20 protein-coding genes are annotated in these 20,041 nt (G+C 69.7%); 8 read left to right on the forward strand and 12 right to left on the reverse strand.

Annotated features, from left to right (window positions below):
- Positions 1-19 precede the first annotated feature (19 nt).
- From AC1C2U_RS11135 to AC1C2U_RS11155, 5 genes are all read right to left on the reverse strand, one after another.
- Positions 20-655, reverse strand: a complete 636-nt coding sequence (locus AC1C2U_RS11135; RefSeq protein WP_495361798.1) for a histidine phosphatase family protein — start codon at positions 653-655, stop codon at positions 20-22.
- Positions 652-2,256, reverse strand: a complete 1,605-nt coding sequence (locus AC1C2U_RS11140; protein ID WP_495361799.1) for an FGGY-family carbohydrate kinase — start codon at positions 2,254-2,256, stop codon at positions 652-654. The genes AC1C2U_RS11135 and AC1C2U_RS11140 overlap by 4 nt, the downstream gene beginning before the upstream one ends.
- Positions 2,253-3,764, reverse strand: coding sequence for an FGGY family carbohydrate kinase (locus AC1C2U_RS11145; RefSeq protein WP_495361800.1), 1,512 nt, complete (start codon positions 3,762-3,764; stop codon positions 2,253-2,255). Before AC1C2U_RS11145 ends, AC1C2U_RS11140 begins: the two co-directional genes overlap by 4 nt.
- Entirely contained in the window at positions 3,761-4,828 is a 1,068-nt protein-coding gene (locus AC1C2U_RS11150; RefSeq protein ID WP_495361801.1) for a 2-hydroxyacid dehydrogenase, read from the reverse strand. Before AC1C2U_RS11150 ends, AC1C2U_RS11145 begins: the two co-directional genes overlap by 4 nt.
- A gap of 111 nt (positions 4,829-4,939) precedes the next feature.
- A complete protein-coding gene (locus AC1C2U_RS11155) occupies positions 4,940-5,743 on the reverse strand; it encodes a DeoR/GlpR family DNA-binding transcription regulator (RefSeq protein WP_495361802.1) in 804 nt (267 codons plus the stop codon).
- A gap of 214 nt (positions 5,744-5,957) precedes the next feature.
- Between AC1C2U_RS11155 and AC1C2U_RS11160 the strand changes: the two genes are divergently transcribed.
- From AC1C2U_RS11160 to AC1C2U_RS11175, 4 genes are all read left to right on the forward strand, one after another.
- Positions 5,958-7,043: an ABC transporter substrate-binding protein gene (locus tag AC1C2U_RS11160; RefSeq protein ID WP_495361803.1), complete on the forward strand. Its 1,086-nt coding sequence runs from the start codon at positions 5,958-5,960 to the stop codon at positions 7,041-7,043.
- Between the two features lie 224 nt (positions 7,044-7,267).
- The gene (locus AC1C2U_RS11165; RefSeq protein WP_495361984.1) at positions 7,268-8,053 is read left to right on the forward strand and encodes an ATP-binding cassette domain-containing protein; all 786 of its coding nucleotides are present in this window, start codon (positions 7,268-7,270) and stop codon (positions 8,051-8,053) included.
- Positions 8,050-9,285, forward strand: a complete 1,236-nt coding sequence (locus tag AC1C2U_RS11170) for a sugar ABC transporter permease (RefSeq protein ID WP_495361804.1) — start codon at positions 8,050-8,052, stop codon at positions 9,283-9,285. Before AC1C2U_RS11165 ends, AC1C2U_RS11170 begins: the two co-directional genes overlap by 4 nt.
- Positions 9,286-9,418: 133 nt before the next feature.
- Entirely contained in the window at positions 9,419-10,054 is a 636-nt protein-coding gene (locus tag AC1C2U_RS11175; protein ID WP_495361805.1) for a hypothetical protein, read from the forward strand.
- 36 nt (positions 10,055-10,090) lie between these two features.
- Here the strand turns inward: AC1C2U_RS11175 and AC1C2U_RS11180 are convergent, their stop codons facing one another.
- Together AC1C2U_RS11180 and AC1C2U_RS11185 are read right to left on the reverse strand one after the other, a co-directional pair.
- Positions 10,091-10,789, reverse strand: coding sequence for an SDR family NAD(P)-dependent oxidoreductase (locus AC1C2U_RS11180; RefSeq protein WP_495361806.1), 699 nt, complete (start codon positions 10,787-10,789; stop codon positions 10,091-10,093).
- Between the two features lie 156 nt (positions 10,790-10,945).
- Positions 10,946-12,568 (reverse strand): DUF6421 family protein, encoded by a 1,623-nt coding sequence (locus tag AC1C2U_RS11185; RefSeq protein WP_495361807.1) that lies wholly within the window; start codon positions 12,566-12,568, stop codon positions 10,946-10,948.
- A gap of 194 nt (positions 12,569-12,762) precedes the next feature.
- Between AC1C2U_RS11185 and AC1C2U_RS11190 the strand changes: the two genes are divergently transcribed.
- Positions 12,763-12,912 (forward strand): hypothetical protein, encoded by a 150-nt coding sequence (locus AC1C2U_RS11190; protein ID WP_495361808.1) that lies wholly within the window; start codon positions 12,763-12,765, stop codon positions 12,910-12,912.
- A gap of 70 nt (positions 12,913-12,982) precedes the next feature.
- On the forward strand, positions 12,983-13,267 hold the full coding sequence (locus AC1C2U_RS11195; protein ID WP_495361809.1) for a DUF4190 domain-containing protein: 285 nt from the start codon (positions 12,983-12,985) through the stop codon (positions 13,265-13,267).
- Positions 13,268-13,364: 97 nt separating this feature from the next.
- On the opposite strand, the gene AC1C2U_RS11200 is transcribed toward AC1C2U_RS11195, so the two are convergent.
- Positions 13,365-14,858 (reverse strand): DHA2 family efflux MFS transporter permease subunit, encoded by a 1,494-nt coding sequence (locus tag AC1C2U_RS11200; protein ID WP_495361810.1) that lies wholly within the window; start codon positions 14,856-14,858, stop codon positions 13,365-13,367.
- 68 nt (positions 14,859-14,926) lie between these two features.
- Between AC1C2U_RS11200 and AC1C2U_RS11205 the strand changes: the two genes are divergently transcribed.
- A complete protein-coding gene (locus AC1C2U_RS11205; RefSeq protein ID WP_495361811.1) occupies positions 14,927-15,538 on the forward strand; it encodes a TetR/AcrR family transcriptional regulator in 612 nt (203 codons plus the stop codon).
- A gap of 45 nt (positions 15,539-15,583) precedes the next feature.
- Here AC1C2U_RS11205 and AC1C2U_RS11210 read toward each other — a convergent pair whose 3' ends face one another.
- The 4 genes from AC1C2U_RS11210 to AC1C2U_RS11225 all read right to left on the reverse strand — a co-directional run bounded on the left by AC1C2U_RS11210 (position 15,584) and on the right by AC1C2U_RS11225 (position 19,000).
- Positions 15,584-16,048, reverse strand: coding sequence for a GNAT family N-acetyltransferase (locus AC1C2U_RS11210; protein ID WP_495361812.1), 465 nt, complete (start codon positions 16,046-16,048; stop codon positions 15,584-15,586).
- A gap of 92 nt (positions 16,049-16,140) precedes the next feature.
- On the reverse strand, positions 16,141-17,049 hold the full coding sequence (locus AC1C2U_RS11215; RefSeq protein ID WP_495361813.1) for an ABC transporter permease: 909 nt from the start codon (positions 17,047-17,049) through the stop codon (positions 16,141-16,143).
- Between the two features lie 9 nt (positions 17,050-17,058).
- Entirely contained in the window at positions 17,059-18,096 is a 1,038-nt protein-coding gene (locus AC1C2U_RS11220) for an aliphatic sulfonate ABC transporter substrate-binding protein (protein ID WP_495361814.1), read from the reverse strand.
- Between the two features lie 43 nt (positions 18,097-18,139).
- Positions 18,140-19,000: an ABC transporter ATP-binding protein gene (locus tag AC1C2U_RS11225; protein ID WP_495361815.1), complete on the reverse strand. Its 861-nt coding sequence runs from the start codon at positions 18,998-19,000 to the stop codon at positions 18,140-18,142.
- 169 nt (positions 19,001-19,169) lie between these two features.
- Between AC1C2U_RS11225 and AC1C2U_RS11230 the strand changes: the two genes are divergently transcribed.
- On the forward strand, positions 19,170-20,009 hold the full coding sequence (locus AC1C2U_RS11230; protein WP_495361816.1) for an SDR family oxidoreductase: 840 nt from the start codon (positions 19,170-19,172) through the stop codon (positions 20,007-20,009).
- Positions 20,010-20,041 lie beyond the last annotated feature (32 nt).

Raw genomic sequence — 20,041 nt, forward strand, 5'->3', positions numbered from 1 at the left:
AGCGACCTGGGGGCTCGATCTACCCCGCCAGCGGCGCGTTGAAACGCAGGAGCGCAGCGCGCTCGACGAACGCCTCGGCGTCGGCGGCCGGCGGTACCTCGATCGTCGTCACGGCGGTGTTCGCGAGCGCCGGGAAACGTCGACGGTATTCGTCGAGCGGTAGCCCGAGCACTCGGCACAGCACGAGCCGGATGAGTGTCGTGTGGGCCACCACGAGCACCGTGCCCTCTGCGCCGGCGACCCGGGTCAGCTCGGCGAGCGCGGCGAGACCGCGTGCTGCCGCCGCCACTCCGGGCTCTCCGCCCGGCAGCGGCGACGAGGCCGGCGCGGCGATGAAGCTCGCCAACTGCTCGGGGAAGAGCTCGGCCATCTCGGCTCGCGTGCGGCCCTCACCTGCGCCGAAGGCGACCTCGCGGAGGCGTGCATCGATGATCGGCTCGACTCCGACCGCGGTGGCGGCCGCCTCACCGGTCTCGACCGCTCGCGAGAGGTCGGAGGTCGCGACCAGGTCCACGCCGGCTGCCGCCGCCCACCGCGCGAGCGCAGCACTCTGCTCACGGCCCCGGGCGGTGAGCGGCACGTCGGTCGCCCCGGCGTAGCGGTTCTCGGCATGCCACGTGGTCTCGCCGTGGCGCACGAGGTGCACGGTCGTCATCGGGTGATCCCTTCACGAGCGGATGCCGCGAGCCTGTCGTCGATCCATCCACGCGCGTCGAGCTCGTCGACGAAGCGAGCGTACGCGGGCAGCAGTCGATCGTGTCGCTCGGCATCGGGCGGCACGATCCGCGCCGGCCGGAGCATCCGTGCGGCCGTTGCCGTAAGCGGGTCGGGCGCCTGCGCGCCCGGGGTCGGCTGCGCGCCCGCATCCGAGCCCGTAGCCGAACCGGCACCCACATCCGCATCCACATGCGCACCCACATCTGCATCCGCTCCCGCCGCAGCCAGCACGGCCATCCCGGCCGCACCCTCGCCGTGCTCGGGCAAGTGCACCGGCCGGCCGAGCAGGTCGGCACGAAGCCGGGTCCACACGGGGTTGCGCGCACCGCCGCCGGTGACGAGCAGCGGGCCGCTCACATCGAAGCCGCCCGCTGAGAGGAGGTCGAACGCGAGGCGTTCGACGTAGGCGACCCCGTGCAGGATCGCGGCGAACGTCGAGGTGTCGTCCCTCGCGCCGGTCGGGAACGCCGTCGCTTCGGCGGAGACGAACGGGAACCGCTCGCCACGCCCGACGAGCGGGTAGGCGACCGGGGGTGGCGCCGCCGCATCGAAGTCGCGCGTGAGTTCGTCGAGGTCGCGGCCGGGCAGCAGTGCGGTGATCGCGCCGGCACCCGTGCTCGACGCGCCGCCGGGATACCAGCCGCCGCCGAACGGGGCGCGGTGCGAGTAGACGGCGCCGCTCGGGTCGACCCGCCGCTCGCGCGAGACGCCCTTCAGCACGAGAGTTGTGCCGAGCACCGAGTTCCAGGCGCCGGGTTCCAGCGCGCCGGCCCCGATCTGGGCTGCGCAGCCGTCGGTCATGCCGGCAACGATGATGCATCCGGCCGGCAGCCCGGTCTCCGTCGCAGCTGCGGCGCTCACCTCGCCGATCCTCGTGCCGGAGGGCACGAGCCGCGGCATTCGCTCGACCGCGAGGCCGAGCTCGTCGAAGACGGCGCCCGGCCACTCCACGGCGTCGAGGTCGGCGCCCGACTTCAGGGCCGAACTCAGCTCGCTCGGCAGCCGGCGCCCGGCGAGGCGGCTCGTGATCACGTCGGGCTGATGGGCGACGGCGCTCGCCGGCCCCAACGAACCCTCGTCGAGCATCGCCAGCAGCTTCGGCAGCGCCCAAGACCCTTGCATGCGATAACCGAGCCGCGCCCAGACCTCGGCCCCCGTCGACGCCACCCGGTCGAGGTGCGCCGCCCCTCGACGGTCGTCGTACATGACGGCGCGGCCGGTCGCTCGACCCGAGACCGGGTCGACGGGAACCACGGTTCCCGAAGTGCCCGACACTGCGAGCGCCCGCACCTCGGTGCCGCCGGGCAGCTGTGAGGTCACGTCGCCGAGCACTGCCACGACGGCCGACCACCAGGCTTCGGGGTCCTGTTCGTGCCGGTCGCCGTGCCCGTCGCCGTGCCCGTCGCCGTGCCGGTCGCCCTGACGGAGACTCTGCAACGGCGACGATGCCGCGGCGAGACGGCGGCCCTCGTCGTCGAGTGCGATCGCGCGCACGCTCTGCGTGCCGAGATCGATGCCCAGCCAGACCGGTTCGCTCACTCGCGCGGCTCCGCGGCCCACACCGGCCACCGTTCAGCGAGCGCGTCGCGCGTGGCCAGGAAGTCGGCGTGCCGCTCGTCGAAGAGCGCCCGGCGGGAGGCATCCGGTTCGAAGACCCCGCTCGGTGCGACGAGCGCAGTCGCCGCCTCGCTGAGCGAGGCGTAGCGACCCGAAGCGACGAGCGCGGTCAGCAGCGCACCCTTCGCGCCCACCTGGGTTCCGTTGACGCGAATGGTCGTCACGCCCGTGATGTCGGCGATGCTCTGGCACCAGAGTGCGCTCGCAGAGCCGCCGCCCGAGAGCACGAGTTCCGACGGCGCCGCCCCGGAGACGGTGAGGCAGTCGCGGATGACATGACCGAGACCCTCCACCGTGGCGCGTGCCAGGTCGGCGCGGGTGTGCGCGAACGAGAGGCCCGCGATCGTGCCGCGCGCGGTGGGGTCGAGGAACGGTGCGCGCTCGCCCGCGGGCGAGAGATACGGCCACACGCGAACGCCGGATGCCCCGGGCGCCGCCTCGCCCGCGAGAGCCATGAGTTCCGCGGCATCCGCGAGACCGAGGAGTTTCCGCATCCACTCGACGACACCGGTGCCGGCGAGCGTCGGGAACGCGCGAACGACGGGGAAGCGGGGGCCGCTGCGGAGCGTGAGCCCCGACGGCTCTCCCGTGGTGTCGGGCGCGTCCACGAGGATGCCGGTGCACAGCGTCGTGCCGAGGATGCAGAAGGCCGAGCCCGGCGACACTGAGCCTCCACCGAAGGCCGTGGTGACGACGTCGTAGGCAGCCAGCGTGACCGGGATGCCGGCGGGCAGGCCGAGTCGCTCTGCGAGCTCGGCCCGGAGGGGGCTGGTGAGCTCGTCGTCGCCGAGTACCGGCGGCACGAGCGATCGCAGCTCGCTGAGCCCGTAGCGCGCGATGAGCTCGTCGGAGATCGTTCCGCTCGCGATGTCGAGCCAGGGGGCGGATGCCTCGGAGGGGTGCAGTCCTCGCGTGCCGGTGAGCGCGCCGAAGATCCAACCGCCGCACGTCGTGACCTCGGCGACGTTGGTGAGCTCGGCCGGCGCGTTCTCGAGCGTCCACGCGAGGATCGCGTGCGGCAGGCCGAGGTTGCCCAGGGATCCGTTGACACGGAAGGCTGCGTCGAGGAGCCCGTCGCGAGTCCAGCGGTCGACGACCTCGTAGGCTCGGGCGTCGTTCCACAGCACGGCGTTGCCCGTGGGCCGCCCCTCGGCGTCGAGCATCCAGGCGCCGTCGCCCTGTGCTGTGAGCGCGAGCGCGGAGATCGGCAGCGGTGACGCCTCTGCGGCCTCGGCCACGCACCCGAGCACGGCATCGAGCACCTCGTGCATGTCCTGTTCCGACCAGCCGGGATGCGGCGAGCTGATCGCCGTGGTGCGCCGGGTGACGACGAGCTCGCTGCCGGCATCGTCGAAGACGACGGCCTTGATGAGCGTCGTGCCGGCGTCGACGCACAGCGTCGCGGTCGTTGCCGTCGCTGCCGTGTTCATCGGGCGACTCCGGAACGCGACCGTTCGAGCACCGCGGGATTGGCGACATGAGCGGGCGTGCGCCCGGCGACGAAGTCGGCGACGTCGCGGGCGACGATGTCGGCGGCGCGCAGGGCGGTCTGGCGGGTGGCGCCGGCGAGGTGCGGCGAGACCACGACGTTGGGTGCGCTGAAGAGGGGCCATTCCGGAGGCGGCGGCTCGATGTCGTAGACGTCGAGCGCGAGCGCCCCGAGGCGGCCGGAGCGCAGCAGTTCGGGCAGCGGTTCGTAGTCGAGCAAGCCGCCGCGGGCGGAGTTCACGAGCACGGCCCCCGCCGGCAGGAGTTCGAGGGCGCGGCGATCGATGAGGTGGCGCGTCTCGTCGGTGAGCCGCGCGTGCAGGCTCACCACCGAACTCTGCCGGAGGAGGTCGTCGAGGTCGACGGACACGACTCCATCGGACGCGAGCACCGTCGGGTCGGCATAGGGGTCGAACGCGAGCACGCGCGCCCCGAACGAGCGGAGGATGCGGGCGACGATGCGGCCGATCGCGCCGTAGCCGACGAGACCGACGGTGGCGTCGCCGAGCTCGCCGCCGACGTTCTCCCACGCGTAGTAGTCGCCGCGCCACTCGCCCTGCTTCAGCGCGGCGTCCGTCGTCGGGATGCGGCGCATGGCTGCGAGGATCAGGCCGATCGTGAACTCAGCGGCGGCCTGTGCGTTCCGGCCCGGGGCGAAGGTCACGAGCACTCCCGCGGCGGTGGCGGCGTCGAGGTCGACGTTGATCGGGCCGCCGCGGCACACGCCGATGTAGCGCAACGCGGGGCTCGCGGTGAACACCTCGGCGGTGAACGGGGCCATCTGGGTCACGGCGATGTCGATGCCCTCGAGTGCGGCGATCGTCTGGTCGACGGTGCCGCTCGCCTCGTGCACGCTCGCGACGTCGCCGAAGGGCTCGTGCGGCCACGGGAGGGTGAGTTCGCGGTACTGCGGTCGGGGTTCGATGCCCGGCAGCTCGCGGTCGAGCGCGTCGCGGAACAGTCGTGGGGTGACGAAATGGTCGCCCGCGACCAAGATGTGCGTCATTGCGCGCCTTCCTGCAGAGCAGTAGACCGTGCTGGTGCATCGGTCGAATCGAGCGAGCGTAACATGCAGAATGTTATTAATACCAACAGGTCTGTGGAAGGGGAGGGCCGCTCAGCGAGTGGTGCGCGACGGGATCGGCGCGAGATGCACCGTCGCGTGGTCGGCGATGCGCTCCGCCATCGCCGGGTCGACGTCGTCCGTGAGGATCACATCGGTGAACTCGGCGATCGGCACGAAGCGATGCAGCGAGGTGTGGCCGACCTTGGAGCCGTCCATCATGAGCACCCGGCGCCGTCCGGTCTGCAGCATCACGCGCTTCATGCTCACGATGTCCTGCTCCTGGTGGTAGGTCATCCGTTCGTCCATGGTCGAGGTCGACTGGAACGCGAGGTCGACCGCGTAGGCCTCGAGGTTCGTCTGATCGGGCGGCCCGACGAAGGAGTCGTGGGTGCGCGAGTACGCGCCGCCGATCATGATGACATGCACGTCGGCTGCCTCGCGGAGCGTCTCGAGCACCTGCCGGTAGTTGGAGACGACGGTCAGCGGGGCCTTCTCCTGCAGCAGGCCGGCGAGCGCGAGCACCGTCGTAGAGTCATCGAGCATCACCGACATGCCGGGTTCGACGAAGGTCTGGGCGACGCGGGCGAGCGCGGCCTTCTCTTCGGCGCGCCGGTGCAGCCGAAACTCCGAGCTCGACTCGAACACGCTCGTCGGCAGAGCGGAGACGCCCCCGTGGAACTTCCGCACGAGTTGTCGCGCTGCGAGCTCCTCGAGATCGCGGTGCACGGTCATCAGGCTGCGCCCGGTGAGCTCTGCCAGCTCGGCCGCGGTGGCAGAGCCCGCCGCGAGCACGTGGTCGAGGATCATCCGTTGCCTGGCGCTGCGCGAAGACGGACCGGGGCTGGTCGAACTCATGGATCCTCCTTCGAGCCTGCCGAACTTTATCAAGACAATCGCGATATGGACCAGCAATTCGCCAGGTTTGATCGAAGAGTTATCAACGGACTTGACGTTTATAACGTGAATGTTGGTATAGTTCCCGGCAACGGTCGGGTGGAGTGCGTCGCGACGCTGCCGGCCGCCCCGGCACCGACACTTCCCCGCACCGGGGACTCACCAAGGAGATTCAATGAAGAAATCCCATGTGCGACTCGCAGCCGTCTTCGGCTCCATCGCACTCGTCACCGCCCTCGCGGCGTGTTCGGATGGCGGAACCGGAACCGGCGGAGCCGGCGAAGGTGATGGAGCGGCATCCGGCAAGATCGCGTTCCTCATGCCCGACCTCGCGTCGACCAGGTACGAGCAGCAGGACAGCCCCCTCTTCACCGCGAAGGTGGCGGAACTCTGCCCCGACTGCGAGGTCATCTACCAGAACGCCGACTCCGACCCCGCGAAGCAGCAACAGCAGGCCGACTCGGCGATCGCGCAGGGCGTGAAGGTCATCGTGCTCGATGCCGTCGACACGAAGGCCGCGGCATCCATCGTCGTGAACGCCCAATCGCAGAGCATCCCGGTCATCACCTACGACCGGCCCATCGTCGACACGCCGGCCGACTACTACGTGTCGTTCGACAACGAGGGCATCGGCGAGCTCATCAGCACCTCGCTCGTCGAAGGCCTCACGGCGGCCGGCGCCACCGGTGGCGTGCTCATCGTCAACGGTTCGCCGACAGACGACGCAGCCCAGCTCATCAAGAAGGGCATCCACACAGGCATCGACGCGAGCGGATTCGAAGTGCTCGCCGAGTTCGACACCCCCGGCTGGGAACCGCAGAAGGCGCAGGACTGGGTCTCGGGCCAGATCACGCAGTTCGGCCCGCAGATCGTCGGCGTCGTCGCGGCCAACGACGGCACGGGCGGCGGCTCGATCGCCGCGTTCAAGGCGGCCGGCCTCACGCCGACGCCGCCCGTCACGGGCAACGACGCCGAGATCGCCGCGATCCAGCGCATCATCGCCGGCGACCAGTTCAACACCATTTCCAAGCCCATCCGCATCGTCGCCGAAGCCGCGGCCGAGGTCGCCTTCGCCTTCCTCTCGGGCAACCCGCCCGAGGGGGAGACGACGCTCTTCGACACCCCGTCGCAGCTGTTCACGCCCGAGGTCGTGACACAGGACAACGTCAAGGAGATCATCTTCGACGGCGAGATCTACAGCGTCGACGAGGTCTGCACCGACGAGTACGCCGCGGCCTGCGAGGCACTCGGCATCAGTTGAGCGAGCGGATGCCGCCTGCCCGAGTGGGCGGGCGGCATCCCGGTCTCCGCCGCCGACGCACGAGCGGCCCCGCGCTCGTGCGACGCATTGCATTTCACGACGAACATCCACCGCACGACGAAATCCACCGCACGACGAAGAGGTCACCCGTGAACGCACTCCCTGCGACCGACCCCGCTGCCACGCCGCACGGCGTCCGCCCGAACATCCACACCGTGCTCTCGATGCGGGGGATCTCGAAGAGCTTCGGAGCCGTTGCCGCGCTGACCGACATCGACCTCGACGTCGACTCGAGCGAGGTCGTCGCGATCGTCGGCGACAACGGCGCAGGCAAGTCCACGCTCGTCAAGGTGCTCTCGGGGGTGCACGCGCCCGACTCCGGCACGATCGACTTCGGCGGAGAGCGGGTCACCCTGCCCACGCCGATGGCCGCGCTCGACCGCGGCATCGCCACGGTCTTCCAGGACCTGGCCCTCTGCGACAACCTCGACGTCGTGCAGAACCTGTTCCTCGGTCGCGAGCGCCGCCGGTTCCGGCTCGACGAGGTCGGCATGGAGGTACGCGCCTGGGAGCTGCTGCGCCAGCTCTCGGCGAAGATCCCCTCGGTTCGCATTCCGATCGCATCGCTCTCGGGCGGCCAGCGCCAGACCGTCGCGATCGCCCGTTCGCTGCTCGGTGACCCGAAGCTCATCATCCTCGACGAGCCCACCGCCGCGCTCGGGGTGGCCCAGACGGCCGAAGTGCTGAACCTCGTCGAACGGCTGCGGGAACGCGGGCACGGGGTCATCCTGATCAGCCACAACATGGAGGACGTGAAGGCCGTCGCCGATCGCGTCGTCGTGCTCCGGCTCGGTCGCAACAACGGCGAATTCCGCGTGAGCGACGTCTCGAGCGAAGACATCATCGCCGCCATCACCGGCGCTACCGACAACGCGGTCACGCGGCGCCGCTCCCGCAGCGACGCGGGAACCTCGACCAGCCGGCCCAGCACGGAGGACGAGGCACGATGACCACGACGACCCCCACCGACCTGCAAGACGAGCGCATCCGCGTCGACACCGGTGTCGGAGCGAGCATCCGCGCCTCCTTCGATCGCATTCGCGGTGGCGACCTCGGATTCCTGCCCGTCATCGCCGGGCTCGCGATCATCTGGACCATCTTCCAGATCCTGAACCCCTACTTCCTCTCGAGCAGCAATCTCACGAACCTGCTGATGGAATCGGCCCCCGTGGGCGTCATCGCACTCGGCATCGTGTTCGTGCTGCTCGTCGGCGAGATCGACCTCTCCGTCGGATCCGTGAGCGGCCTCGCCGCCGCGATCATGGCGATCAACTTCATCGACAACCGCTGGCCGCTGCCGCTCGCGATCGCGGCGGCCGTCGCCGCCGCCGTCGTGATCGGATTCGCGTACGGCTTCATCTACAACCGCATCGGCGTGCCGTCGTTCGTGATCACCCTCGCCGGACTCCTCGGGTTCCTCGGGCTGCAGCTCTTCGTGCTCGGGCCGAAGGGCACGATCAACCTGCCGTTCGATTCACCCCTCGTGTACTTCGGGCAACTCGCGTTCGTTCCGCAGTGGCTCGCGTACACGCTCGTCGCGCTCGTGGCGGTGGCAGTGCTGGTCGGCGGGATGCTTCGTGCGCGCGCCCGCCGCAACGCCGGGCTCTCTGCGCCGGCGCTCAGCCTGATCCTCATCAGAACCGGCCTCCTCGTCGTGCTGCTGGGCTTCGGGGTCTGGTATCTCTATCAGGCACGCGGCGTCGGCTGGATGTTCGTGTTCTTCGTCGCCCTGGTGCTGCTCGCGAACTACGCGCTCACGCGCACGAGTTGGGGCCGCTCGCTCTTCGCTGTGGGCGGCAATCGGGAGGCTGCCCGGCGCTCCGGCATCCGCATCACGGCGATCTACACCTCGGCATTCATCGCCTGCACGACGCTCGCCGCCGTCGGCGGCCTACTCGCCGCAGGGCGCCTCGCCTCGGCGGCCCAGTCGAGCGGCGGCGGCGACATCAACCTGAATGCGATCGCGGCCGCCGTGATCGGCGGCACGAGCCTGTTCGGTGGCCGCGGCTCGGCCTTCGCCGCCTTGCTCGGCATTCTCGTCATCCAGTCGATCTCCAGCGGCCTGACGCTGCTCAACCTCGATTCGTCGATCCGTTACATGGTGACGGGTGCGGTCGTGCTCATCGCGGTCGCCCTCGACGCGGTCGCCCGACGTTCGCGCAGTTCGCACGGCCGAGCCTGACGAGACACCGCGCCGCGCACCGGCGGGTGCTGCCGTACTCGGCTACGTAACCCCATTCGGGGGGCGTGTAGCATGGAGCGGACTCGCCAGAACGGCCGCGCGGTCGTTCCCGAATCGCGGCCGGAGGTGCCCGATGCGGAGAACCATCATCTTCAGTGCCGCCATCGCGGCCCTGTTCGTCGGCTCGATCTTCGTCGGCGTCGCCGTGGCGACGACCGGTGCACCCGTGCTCTACGACGCGCGCTCGCCGCAACCCGTCGTGACCACCGACGGCGGTTTCGGGGTCGAGGCGGGCGAGGCGCAGGGGAGCGACTCCCAGGTTCCGGCCGACGGAGCCGAGGCGAATGACGACGAGCCGCTGCCTGCGCCGCCGACTGCATCGCAGCCAGGGCCGGCGCCGAGCCCGGCTCCGACTCCGACGCCCGCACCGACGACACCGCCCGATCCGATGCCCACGCTCGAGGAGCAGCAGGCCTGGCTCGGCTTCCAGCAGCTCGTTCGCGAGTGCATGACCGAGGCCGGCCAGGAGTACCGCTCATGGGAGTGGTGGTACACCGAGCCGCGCGATCCGACGTCGACCGCTCCAGCGATGCCCGATGGGTTCACCGCCGAGCAGGAGGCCGCGTGGCGACTCGCCCTCGAGGGCACCGACGGTGACGATGGTGGATGCATGGGCGAAGCGGTGCGCGCCGATCAGCAGAAGCCGCCCGCTCCGCCCGCGGCGTCTGCGCCTCCGCCCGTCGAGACTGAAGCGCCACGCGCAGACTGACCGTCGCGCCAGTGGCTCGCGGCTGCGACCCCGCCCTCAGGCGGTGAGTTCGATGACGGTACCGTTCAGCTCTGAGGCATCCGTGTCCCAGAGGTCGACGACGGATGCCGCGAGCCGGTCTTCGAGGCCCGCGAGTGACTTCACGCGGAACGTGATGGCCGCTGCGGTGGGTCTCGATACGCCTCCTTCGTCGACTACTCCCGCTCCCTGAGGCCGTCGAAGGGAGGCGAAGCCCTGCGCGAGGGAGCGCATCCACGATTCGCTCGCAGCCTTGACAGCGGTGTAGTTGGCGCCGCCCGCGGTCGGTCGCTCGACGGTGGTCGATGAGACGATCGCGATGCGCCCGGCCGGGGAGGCGACGAGGTCGTCCCAGAAGGCTCGGCTGATGTAGCGCAGCGCGGTGAACGAGCGCTCGAGCACCCGGTAGTCCTCTTCGGTCTGGCCGGGGATGCCGCCTCCGCCGCGCCAGCCGCCGACGAGGTGCACGACACCGTCGACGTCGCCGACCCGCGCGTGCACTCGCATGGCGAGTTCGAGCACGTCGTCGCCGTCGGTGAGGTCGGCGCGCTCGCCGATCACGCCGGGCAACTCGGCCTCGAGGGCCTCGATGCGGCCCTCGTCGCTGCCGACGGCGATCACTCGGGCTCCGGCGTCGAGCAGCGCGCGGGCGACCGCCCGGCCGGAGGTACTCGTCGCTCCCGCGATGAGCACGGTGCGGTTCGCGAGATCGGTCATGTAGTCATTCTCCTCTTGCGCAGGCCGGTCGAGTAGTGACGAAGGAGCGTATCGAGACCAGGTGTGAGGTCTCGATACGCTCCGCTATTCGACCGGCGGGTGGTCTCGATACGCTTCGCTACTCGACCGGCGAGTCGCTACTCGACCGGCGAGTCGCTACTCGACCGGCGAGTGGGCAGTGATGCCGACCGTCGACTCGATGACGGACTTCATCTTCTTGTCGAGGGCCTCGTAGAACATCGACAGTGGGAACTCGTCGTCCATCACGAGGTCGGTGTAGCCCTTGGGCGGGCCGGCGAGCACCTCGCGGGGCAGACCCTCGGCCCACACCGACGCCGGGTTCGGCGTGACGACGCTCGTCACGAGCTCGTATGCGGCGAGCCAGTGCACCGTCTTCGGGCGGTCGATCGACTTCCAGTACAGCTCGTCGATCGCGTCGCCGAGCTCGACGACCGCATCGGGCACGGCGTCCCAGTCGAAGCTCAGCGAGACATCCGTCCAGTCGAGCACGTGCTTCTGGTGCAGCCACGCGAACAGCAGCTGGCCGCCGAGCCCGTCGTAGTTGCGCACACGGGAGCCCGTGATCGCGAACCGGAAGATGCGATCGAAGATCACCGCGTACTGCACGAGCTTGCCGTGCTCGAGCAACTGCTGCTCGATGTCGGTGAGCGGCTCGCCGCCGCCCTCCGAATGCTCAGTCGCTCGTGCCCGAAGGCCGCGTTCGATCTTCACCGACTCGCGGAACGCGGTGAGGTCGCACCGCAGTTCCTCGAGCGAGTAGAGGAAGAACGGCATGCGCTGCTTGATCATGAACGGGTCGAACGGCAGGTCGCCGCGCATGTGCGTGCGGTCGTGGATGATGTCCCACATCACGAACGTGCGCTCGGCGAGCTCCTGGTCGTCGAGCAGGGCCACCGCATCGTCGGGCAGTTCGAGCTTCGTGATCTCGGATGCCGCGCGCACGACCTTGCGGTAGCGGGCCGCCTCCCGGTCTTGGAAGATCGCGCCCCACGTGAACGACGGGATCTCGCGCATGGCGACCGTCTCGGGAAACAGCACGGCCGAGTTCGTGTCGTACCCGGGCGTGAAGTCGACGAGCCGCAGGCTCACGAAGAGCTTGTTGCCGTAGTCGCCCGCCTCGAGCGCCGCGATGAACTCGGGCCAGATCGTCTCGACCACGAGCGCTTCGACGTGCCGCTCGGTCGAACCGTTCTGCGTGTACATCGGGAAGATCACGAGGTGACGAATGCCGTCGATGCGGTGCCGCTGCGGCTGGAATGCCACAAGCGAGTCGAGGAAGTCGGGCACGCCGAAGCCCTCGGCCTGCCAGCGGCGGAAATCGACGACGGACGCCGCGAGGTACTCGGCCTCGTGCGGGAACCGCGGTGCGAGGGCCTCGATCGACTCGACGATCGCGTCGACGAGAGCGGACGCCTCGTCTTTGCTCCCTGAGCCCTGCTCTCTGTTCCCTGAGCCCTCTCTGTTCCCTGAGCCTTCTCTGTTCCCTGAGCCTGTCGAAGGGTCGGAGTTCCCTGAGCCCTGCTCTCTGTTCCCTGAGCCCTGTTCCCTGTTCCCTGAGCCTGTCGAAGGGTCGGATGCCTCGGGCACCGAGCCGTCCTTCACCTGCAGCGCCTGCAACGCGGTCGCCGACTCCTTGAGGCGGAGCCACGCGGCATCCGTCTCGACGCCCTCGGCCAGTGCGAGGTCGGCGGCGGTCACCTCGTCTTCGAGAACCTCGGGTTCGCCGATGATGGCGTCGATCGTTGTGTTGCTCGACATGTGAACCTCCGTTCCTCAGTGAGGGGGTGCGCGGGGTGCGCGTGATGGCGCGGCGAGATTCGCCGGCTCCCTCAAGGCTATGAGGCGAGCCGCTGCGATTGGTTGTGCCCCGGCGCAGGAATCTTGTGTGAACGCAAGATTCCACGGTGCAGATCGCCGATTCACGCAATCGTCGTTGTCGATAGAGTGCGGGCATGGCGGCCTCAGCCGGTGTTTCGGCCGCGAGCGAGCAGACCGCGGCGACGCTCGCGTCAGCAACCGGGATCTCGTCGCGTATCGTGCGCGACGGTGAATGCGGTCGCCGCGCGTCGATCCGTGACGCCATGGGGAGCACTGTCCATTGACAGTTGCTCATCTGCACTGTCAGGCTGCGGGTCGGCAACCCGTCGATCCCTTATAGCAAGGAACTCTCACATGACCGCTCCCGCTCCCGTCACCGTACCCGCGCAGACGGCGCCCGCTGAGAAGTGGAACGTCCTCTCCATCGTCGGCTTCGTGCTGTCGCTGCTCAGTTTCAACGTCATCGCGGTCGTGCTCGGCTTCATCGGGCTCAACCAGGTGAAGAAGACCGGTGAGCGTGGCCGTGGCCTCGCCATCGCCGCGATCATCATCGGTTTCGCATCGATCGTGGTCTGGGTCATCGTCATCATCGCGTCGGTCGCGCTCGCCGCGACGACCGCGTCGCTCTCGACGTACTAGGCCAGTAACTCGCTTGTCCCCGCCCGGCTCAGCCGGGCGGGGACTTCGTCGTTTCAGCGGGAGCCGTTTCAGGGAGCCGTTTCAGCGGGAGCCGTCGTCAGTGCACCAACTCGGGCTGCGGCTCGGGCGAGGCGCCCCGAGAGCCTGCGTCGGCGGATGCGACGACCGGCGTCGCCCGCCCGGCCGGCAGCAGCAGTGCGAGCAGCGCCGAGACGAGCAGCACGGCCGCGCCGACGACGACGGCCGGCTGGGCACCCGCGCCGTACTCTGCGGGCGTGAGCGCGCCGCCCGCGCCCGTGAACACCGCGGTGGAGACGGCGATGCCGAGGGCGACACCGATCTCTCGCAGCATCGAGTTGGTGCCGCTCGCCTTGGCGTGGTCGACGGGCGCCATCGTCGCGAGTACGGCCGTCGCCGATGGTGCGAATACGAGTCCCATGCCGATGCCCGCGACGATGAACGGCGCGACGAAGGCCGAGTACTCGGTGCCCGGCTCCAGCAGCTGCGTCAGCCAGAACAGCGCGCCCGAGAGCGCGAGGAACCCGGCGACGATGAGTGCGCGCGTACCGATACGCCCGGCGAACACGCCGGCGAGCGGTGCCACGATCATGGGCGCGAGAGTCCACGGCGAGGTCTGGAGTGCGGCTTCGAGCGGGCTCGCGCCCTGCACGACCTGCAGGAACTGGATGAGGATGAAGATCGACCCGAAGGCGCCGAAGCTGAACCCGAAGCCCGCGAGGTTCGCCACGGTGAAGCTGCGGTCGCGGAAGAGGCGCAGCGGCAGGAGCGGCGCCGAGGTGCGCGACTCCCACGCCACGAACGCGAGGAGCAGCACGCCGCCCGCGATGAGGCTGCCGAGCACCTCGAAGGTCGACCAGCCCGCGTCGTTGCCTCGTACGATGCCGTAGACGAGGCCGAGCAGGCCGAGACCAGAGAGCACGAGGCCGACGAGGTCGGCGCGAAGGCGCGCACCGAAGCTGTTCGGCAGGGCGGCGAGCGCGAGCGCGACCGAGACGACGCCGACGGGAACGTTGATCCAGAAGATCGCCTGCCAGGCCCAGCCCTCGATCACGGTGCCGCCGATGAGCGGCCCGGTTGCCACACCGAGACCGGCGACGCCGCCCCAGATGCCGATGGCCAGCGGGCGGCGCGCGAGCGGCACGGCGCCGGCGAGCAGCGTGAGTGAGAGGGGCATGATGGCCGCAGCCCCGAAGCCCTGTGCGGCGCGTGCCGCGATGAGTTGGCTCGGATCGGTGGCGAGAGCGGCGAGCGCCGAGCCCAGCGTGAACACGACGATGCCGATCACGAAGACGGTGCGGCGCCCGAACCGGTCGCCGAGCGCGACCGCCATGAGGATCGTGCTCGCGAAGGCGAGGGTGTAGGCGTTCATGAACCACTGCAGCTCTTCGACGGATGCCCCGAACTCCGAGTGCAGCACGGGGAGGGCGTTGGTCATGACGAGGTTGTCGAGCGTCGCCATGAACATCGGCAGGGCTGTGGCGATGAGGACGAGCCAGATCGGAATCGAGCGGCGGGTGCGCAGCGGCGCTGCGGGGGGCGTCGTGGCTGGGTCGACGGTTGTGGATGACACGGCGTGGCTCCAAAGTTGTAATCGGATGATTACTTGGACTGTAGTAATCGACTGATAACATGTCAAGCATGTCGGCCGAAGAAATCAGTCCCGCCCCGCGCATGAAGGCCGCCGATCGTCGTGAGCAGATCCTCATCGCTGCGACCGCGGTCTTCGGCGCCAAGACCTACGTGGGCACCACGACCGACGAGGTGGCGCGCGCAGCGGGCGTCAGCCAGCCCTACGTCGTGCGGCTCTTCGGTACGAAGGAGAAGCTCTTCATCGAGGTGATCGAGCGGGCCTACGCCCGCCTGGTCGCCGAGTTCCGCGCGGTGCTCCCGGGGTCGGTCGAAGGTCGCGCCGAACGCATGGGCACGGCGTACACGAGCCTGCTCGCCGAACGCGGCATGCTGCCCGTCATCGCGGGCTCAACGGCCCTCGGCGGCGAGCCCGTGATCGGGCGGGTCGCACGCAGGGGCTTCAGCGAGATCTGGCGCTTCGTGCGCGAAGAGGCGGGATTCTCGGAGGAGCACACTCGCCAGTTCATGGCCACCGGCATGCTCATCAACGCGATCGTCGGGCTCCGCCTGACCGGTGACTACGGCGACGAGCTCTCGGCGACCGAGATCTTCGACGCGTGCTTCCCCGACGGTGTGGCGAAGATGCGGGCGCTCATGCCGGCGATCGACGAACCCTGGTGAACACCAACCTGTGAGCGAGCGGATGCCGCGGCATCCGCTCGCCCGTCAGAGCGCCTTCTGCATGGACATCGCCGCGGTCGCATAACCGAGGTGCTCGTAGAGCCGGATCGCCGGCTCGTTGTAGGCGAACACGTTCAGGCGCAGGTACACGGCACCGTGTTCGCGCGCGACCTCCTCGGCGAGCAGCATCGCCCGCCGGCCGAGCCCGCGGCGCCGGTGCGTGTCGTGGATGGCGACATCCCAGATGTACCAGTTGGCCGGGTCGCTCATCGGGCCGATCCAGAGCCACCCGGCATCCTCGTCACCTGCCTCGACGGTGAAGAGCAGATGACCGTCGATGAGGCGACCGTCGGGGAAGGACTGCTCCTGCGATGCCCGGCGCGCGGCGGTCGCCTGCTCGGCCGTGTCGCCGGCATTCCGCCGCGCCTGCTCATACGCCGCCATCGCGATCGGCAGCCATGCAGCGGTCTCGGCATCGGTCTTCGGCCTGAGGCGCACGTCGTCGGTCATCGCCCCATGATGCCATCCGCGCGCCGGGGAGGCGTCACGCCCAGCGGTGCACGGTCATCGCCCCATGATGTCATCCGCGCGCCGGGGAGGCGTCACGCCCAGCGGCGCACCGCCCACCTCTCGACGATCGCGACGACCGAGTCGGTGAGCTTGCCGAGCACGGCGAGCAGGATGATCGCGAGGAAGATGCGGTCGATGCGTCCGTTCTGGCCCGAGTCGTTCAGCAGGAACCCGAGGCCCATCGACGACGCGATGAGCTCGGCTGCGACGAGGAACAGCCACGACTGCGCGAGCGCGAGCCGCAGGGCCGAGAGCACCGAGGGCACGACGGCCGGCAGCTGCACCGCAGCGAAGAGCGGCACCCCGTGCAGCCCGAACGCGCGGCCGGCTTCGATGAGCTGGCGGTCGACGTGCCGCAGGGCCGCCGAGACGATCGTGTAGACGGGGAAGAAGGCGCCGATCGCGATGAGGATGACCTTGGACTCTTCCGCTATGCCGAACCAGAGGATCAGCAGCGGAATCCACGCGAGCGACGGCACGGCACGGATCGCACCGAGCGTCGGCGCGAGCAGGATGTCGCCGAGCTTGGAAAGCCCGACGACCGCGCCGAGCGCGAGCCCGATCGCCGCACCGAAGGCGAAGCCGAGGAAGACGCGCTGCGTCGAAATCGCGATGTAGAGGCCGAGCAGCCCGCGCTCGGCGAGGTCGACCGCAGCGAGCCACACCATCTCGGGCGAGGGCAACTGCGACACGGGTACCAGCCCGGAGGTCGACACCCACTGCCACAGGCCCAGCAGCGCCAGCGGGATGATCGCGCCGCCGACGATGCGGAACCAGCGGCGATCGACGAGGTCGCGCCTGCCGCTCGGCACCTCGGGAGCAGCGGATGCCTCGCGGCCGGCCGCCACCGACGTCACGCCACCGTTCACGGCGACCCGCACGTCGTCGCCGTCGTGGATCGCCGCGCCGGTGGCGAGCGTCGCGCCCGAGGCATCCGTCATCGTGGTCGCCTACTCCTCGAAGCGGGCCGCGTCGGCCTTCGTGATGAAGGCGTCGTTGACGATCGTGTCGAGGGCCTCGTCGACCTGCTCCTGCGTCTGCACGTCGCCGAGCTCGACGAAGATCGGGCCGATCTTCTCGAGCACCTTGACCTGGGTGTCGCCCGGCACGGGGTCGATGTCGAGGTTCGAGCGCTCCTCGATGACCTTCGTCGCGACGGCGAGGTCGAGTCCCGCGACGTCGGCGAGAATCTGCGCCGTCTCCGCGGGGTTCTCAGCGGCCCAGGCACGGGCCTGCTCGTAGGCGTCGACGACGGCTTGTGCGACCTCGGGCTTCTCCGCGAGGAACGTCTCGGTCGCGTTCAGGAACCCGTAGCTGTTGAAGTCCACGTTGCGGTAGAAGAGGGTCGCGCCCTCCTCTTCGGCACCGGCCATGATCGGGTCGAGACCCGACCACGCGTCGACCGAGCCGTTCTGCAGCGCGGCCCAGCCGTCGGCGTGCTGCAGGTTCTGCACAGTGATGTCGGATGCCTCGAGCCCCTCGGCTTCGAGCGACTGCAGCAGGAAGAAGTACGGGTCGGTGCCCTTGGTTGCGGCGACCTGCTTGCCCTTCAGGTCTTCGATGGAAGTGATGGCCGAGCCGTCAGGCGCGACGAGCGCCGCCCACTCGGGCTGCGAGTAGAGGGAGATGACCTGGATCGGCGAGCCGTTCGAGCGAGCGAGCAGCGCAGCCGAACCGGCGGTCGAGCCGACGTCGACCGCGCCGGCACGGAGCGCCTCATTGGCCTTGTTCGAGCCGGCCGACTGCACCCAGTTCACCGTGAGGCCGGCGTCTTCGAGCCAGCCCTGGTCTTTGATGATGAGGCTCAGGGGGTTGTAGGTCGCGAAGTCGATGTTGAGGGTCTGACCTTCGAGTGAGACGGCTTCGCCGCTCTCGGCGGGCTCGGGCTCGGCGGCCTGGCCTTCGCCGGCGACGCAACCGGAGAGCAGCAGCGCCGCCGCTGCGGCGCCCGCGACGAGCGCGGTACGGAGGAACGGGGTGCGGGACACGTGGGACTCCTTCAGGGGTGGTGGCGCTTGATGTGGGCGCCGGTCAGAACGGGAAGTGCGGGATGGTCGTGGTGGTCTCGATGCCGCGGGCGGCACCGTGCCGGTCGATGCCGAGGCCGTCGAGGAGGCGGCCGCGCAGCTCGGCGAGCTCGGCAGATCCGCGATCGCGGGGGCGGGTACCGGGCACGACGACGATCTGGCGGATGTCGGCACCCGGCGTCTCGCCGTCGCTGCCGAGCAGGATCACCCGATCGGCCAGCTGCAGGGCTTCGTCGACGTCGTGCGTGACGAGCAGCACGGTCGTGGGGGCGGCCGCGTGTACGTCGAGCAGGAGGTCTTGCATCTTCAGGCGAGTGAGCGCGTCGAGCGCACCGAAGGGCTCGTCGAGCAGCAGCACGCCCGGGTTGCGAGCGAGGGCACGGGCGAGCGAGGTGCGCTGCGCCATGCCGCCCGAGATCTCGCGGGGGCGGTGGCCCGCGAAGTCCGCGAGACCGACGAGTTCGATGAGCCGCGCGACCTGGTCACGTCCGGCGGCCTTCGGCGTGCCGCGCGGAAGCCCGAGCGCGACGTTGCCGGCGACCGAGCGCCACGGCAGCAGTCGAGGTTCCTGAAAGCCGACGGCCGAGCGCCGGTCGTACGGCGGAACCGCCGTGCCGTCGACGGTCACGGTGCCCGTGCTCGCACGGTCGAGCCCGCCGGCGATGCGCAACAGCGTCGACTTGCCGCATCCGCTCGGGCCGAGGATCGCGACGATCTCTCCTGACTCGACCTCGAGGTCGATGTCACGGAGCACCTGCCGGGTGCCGGCGGCCGTGTCGAACGCGCGCCCGATGCCCCGGAACGACACGGGCGCGGCTTCGGCCGAGCCCGTCGTCTCGTGGGGAAGGGCGGATGTCGTCGGCATTGGGACTCCTCGGAGCGGAATGGGGGGATCCATTCGAAGCTATCGACGTGCCGCCGGGCTGTCAGGCGCGTTTGACCCGCGGCGTAACACTGCCGACTGCCGACTGCCGACTGCCGACTGCCGACTGCCGGCTGCCGACGGCAACGCCGGGGTGCGCGAAGATGGGGGGATGACGAGAACGGTGCGCGGCGCGAAGGTCCTCATCACCGGAGCGGCCGGTGGCATGGGCCGCATGTACGCCGAGCGGGCCGTGAGCGAGCACGCGGCATCCGTCACCCTCTGGGATCGCGACGCGGCCACGCTCGCCCGCACCGTCGACGAGCTCGGTGCGATCTCGCAGGGCCGCACCCGCATCCAGTCGTTCGTCGTCGACGTCAGCGATGCCGGGGCGATCGCGAAGACCGCCCAGAAGGTGCGCAAAGACGTGGGCAACCCCGACGTGCTCATCAACAACGCCGGCATCGTACGGGGCAACCGCTACTTCTGGGAGACCGACAACGGCGAGGACACCCGCCCGACCATGCAGGTCAACGCGCTCGCGCCGATGTACATCACACGCGAGTTCCTGCCCGGCATGATCGCGGGCGCCTACCGGCCGGCGCGCATCGTGAACATCGCGAGCGCGGCCGGCACCCTCGCGAACCCGCGCATGGCGGTCTACGCCGCGTCGAAGGCAGCGCTCATCAGCTGGAGCGACTCGCTGCGAGTCGAACTCGAGCAGGCCAACAACGGCAACGTCAAGGTCACCACCGTCACGCCGAGCTACATCTCGACGGGCATGTTCGCCGGCGCGCGCGGCCCGGTGCTGGCCCCGGTGCTCGAGCCCGAGTATGTCGTCGACCGCGTGTGGCGGGCGATGCTCGACGGGAGGCCGCTCCTCGAACTGCCGTGGAGCGTCGGCGTCTCGCGAGCGCTTCGCGGCCTGTTGCCGACCCGGGTCTTCGACCGCCTCGTCGGCGAGGGGTTCGGCGTCTACCGTTCGATGGAGCGGTTCACCGGGCGTCGCTGAAGGCGGGTCGAGCGCTGATCCGTGATTCGTGT

This window comes from Agromyces sp. Y575, from assembly GCF_059445445.1.

Excerpts from the sequence above, each read along its gene's own strand:
- AC1C2U_RS11135 (WP_495361798.1), bottom strand. The coding sequence starts at position 655 with ATGACGACCGTGCACCTCGTGCGCCACGGCGAGACCACGTGGCATGCC.
- AC1C2U_RS11145 (WP_495361800.1), bottom strand. The coding sequence starts at position 3,764 with ATGAACACGGCAGCGACGGCAACGACCGCGACGCTGTGCGTCGACGCC.
- AC1C2U_RS11150 (WP_495361801.1), bottom strand. The coding sequence starts at position 4,828 with ATGACGCACATCTTGGTCGCGGGCGACCATTTCGTCACCCCACGACTG.
- AC1C2U_RS11155 (WP_495361802.1), bottom strand. The coding sequence starts at position 5,743 with ATGAGTTCGACCAGCCCCGGTCCGTCTTCGCGCAGCGCCAGGCAACGG.
- AC1C2U_RS11160 (WP_495361803.1), top strand. The coding sequence starts at position 5,958 with ATGAAGAAATCCCATGTGCGACTCGCAGCCGTCTTCGGCTCCATCGCA.
- AC1C2U_RS11165 (WP_495361984.1), top strand. The coding sequence starts at position 7,268 with ATGCGGGGGATCTCGAAGAGCTTCGGAGCCGTTGCCGCGCTGACCGAC.
- AC1C2U_RS11170 (WP_495361804.1), top strand. The coding sequence starts at position 8,050 with ATGACCACGACGACCCCCACCGACCTGCAAGACGAGCGCATCCGCGTC.
- AC1C2U_RS11175 (WP_495361805.1), top strand. The coding sequence starts at position 9,419 with ATGCGGAGAACCATCATCTTCAGTGCCGCCATCGCGGCCCTGTTCGTC.
- AC1C2U_RS11180 (WP_495361806.1), bottom strand. The coding sequence starts at position 10,789 with ATGACCGATCTCGCGAACCGCACCGTGCTCATCGCGGGAGCGACGAGT.
- AC1C2U_RS11185 (WP_495361807.1), bottom strand. The coding sequence starts at position 12,568 with ATGTCGAGCAACACAACGATCGACGCCATCATCGGCGAACCCGAGGTT.
- AC1C2U_RS11190 (WP_495361808.1), top strand. The coding sequence starts at position 12,763 with ATGGCGGCCTCAGCCGGTGTTTCGGCCGCGAGCGAGCAGACCGCGGCG.
- AC1C2U_RS11195 (WP_495361809.1), top strand. The coding sequence starts at position 12,983 with ATGACCGCTCCCGCTCCCGTCACCGTACCCGCGCAGACGGCGCCCGCT.
- AC1C2U_RS11205 (WP_495361811.1), top strand. The coding sequence starts at position 14,927 with ATGTCGGCCGAAGAAATCAGTCCCGCCCCGCGCATGAAGGCCGCCGAT.
- AC1C2U_RS11210 (WP_495361812.1), bottom strand. The coding sequence starts at position 16,048 with ATGACCGACGACGTGCGCCTCAGGCCGAAGACCGATGCCGAGACCGCT.
- AC1C2U_RS11215 (WP_495361813.1), bottom strand. The coding sequence starts at position 17,049 with ATGACGGATGCCTCGGGCGCGACGCTCGCCACCGGCGCGGCGATCCAC.
- AC1C2U_RS11225 (WP_495361815.1), bottom strand. The coding sequence starts at position 19,000 with ATGCCGACGACATCCGCCCTTCCCCACGAGACGACGGGCTCGGCCGAA.
- AC1C2U_RS11230 (WP_495361816.1), top strand. The coding sequence starts at position 19,170 with ATGACGAGAACGGTGCGCGGCGCGAAGGTCCTCATCACCGGAGCGGCC.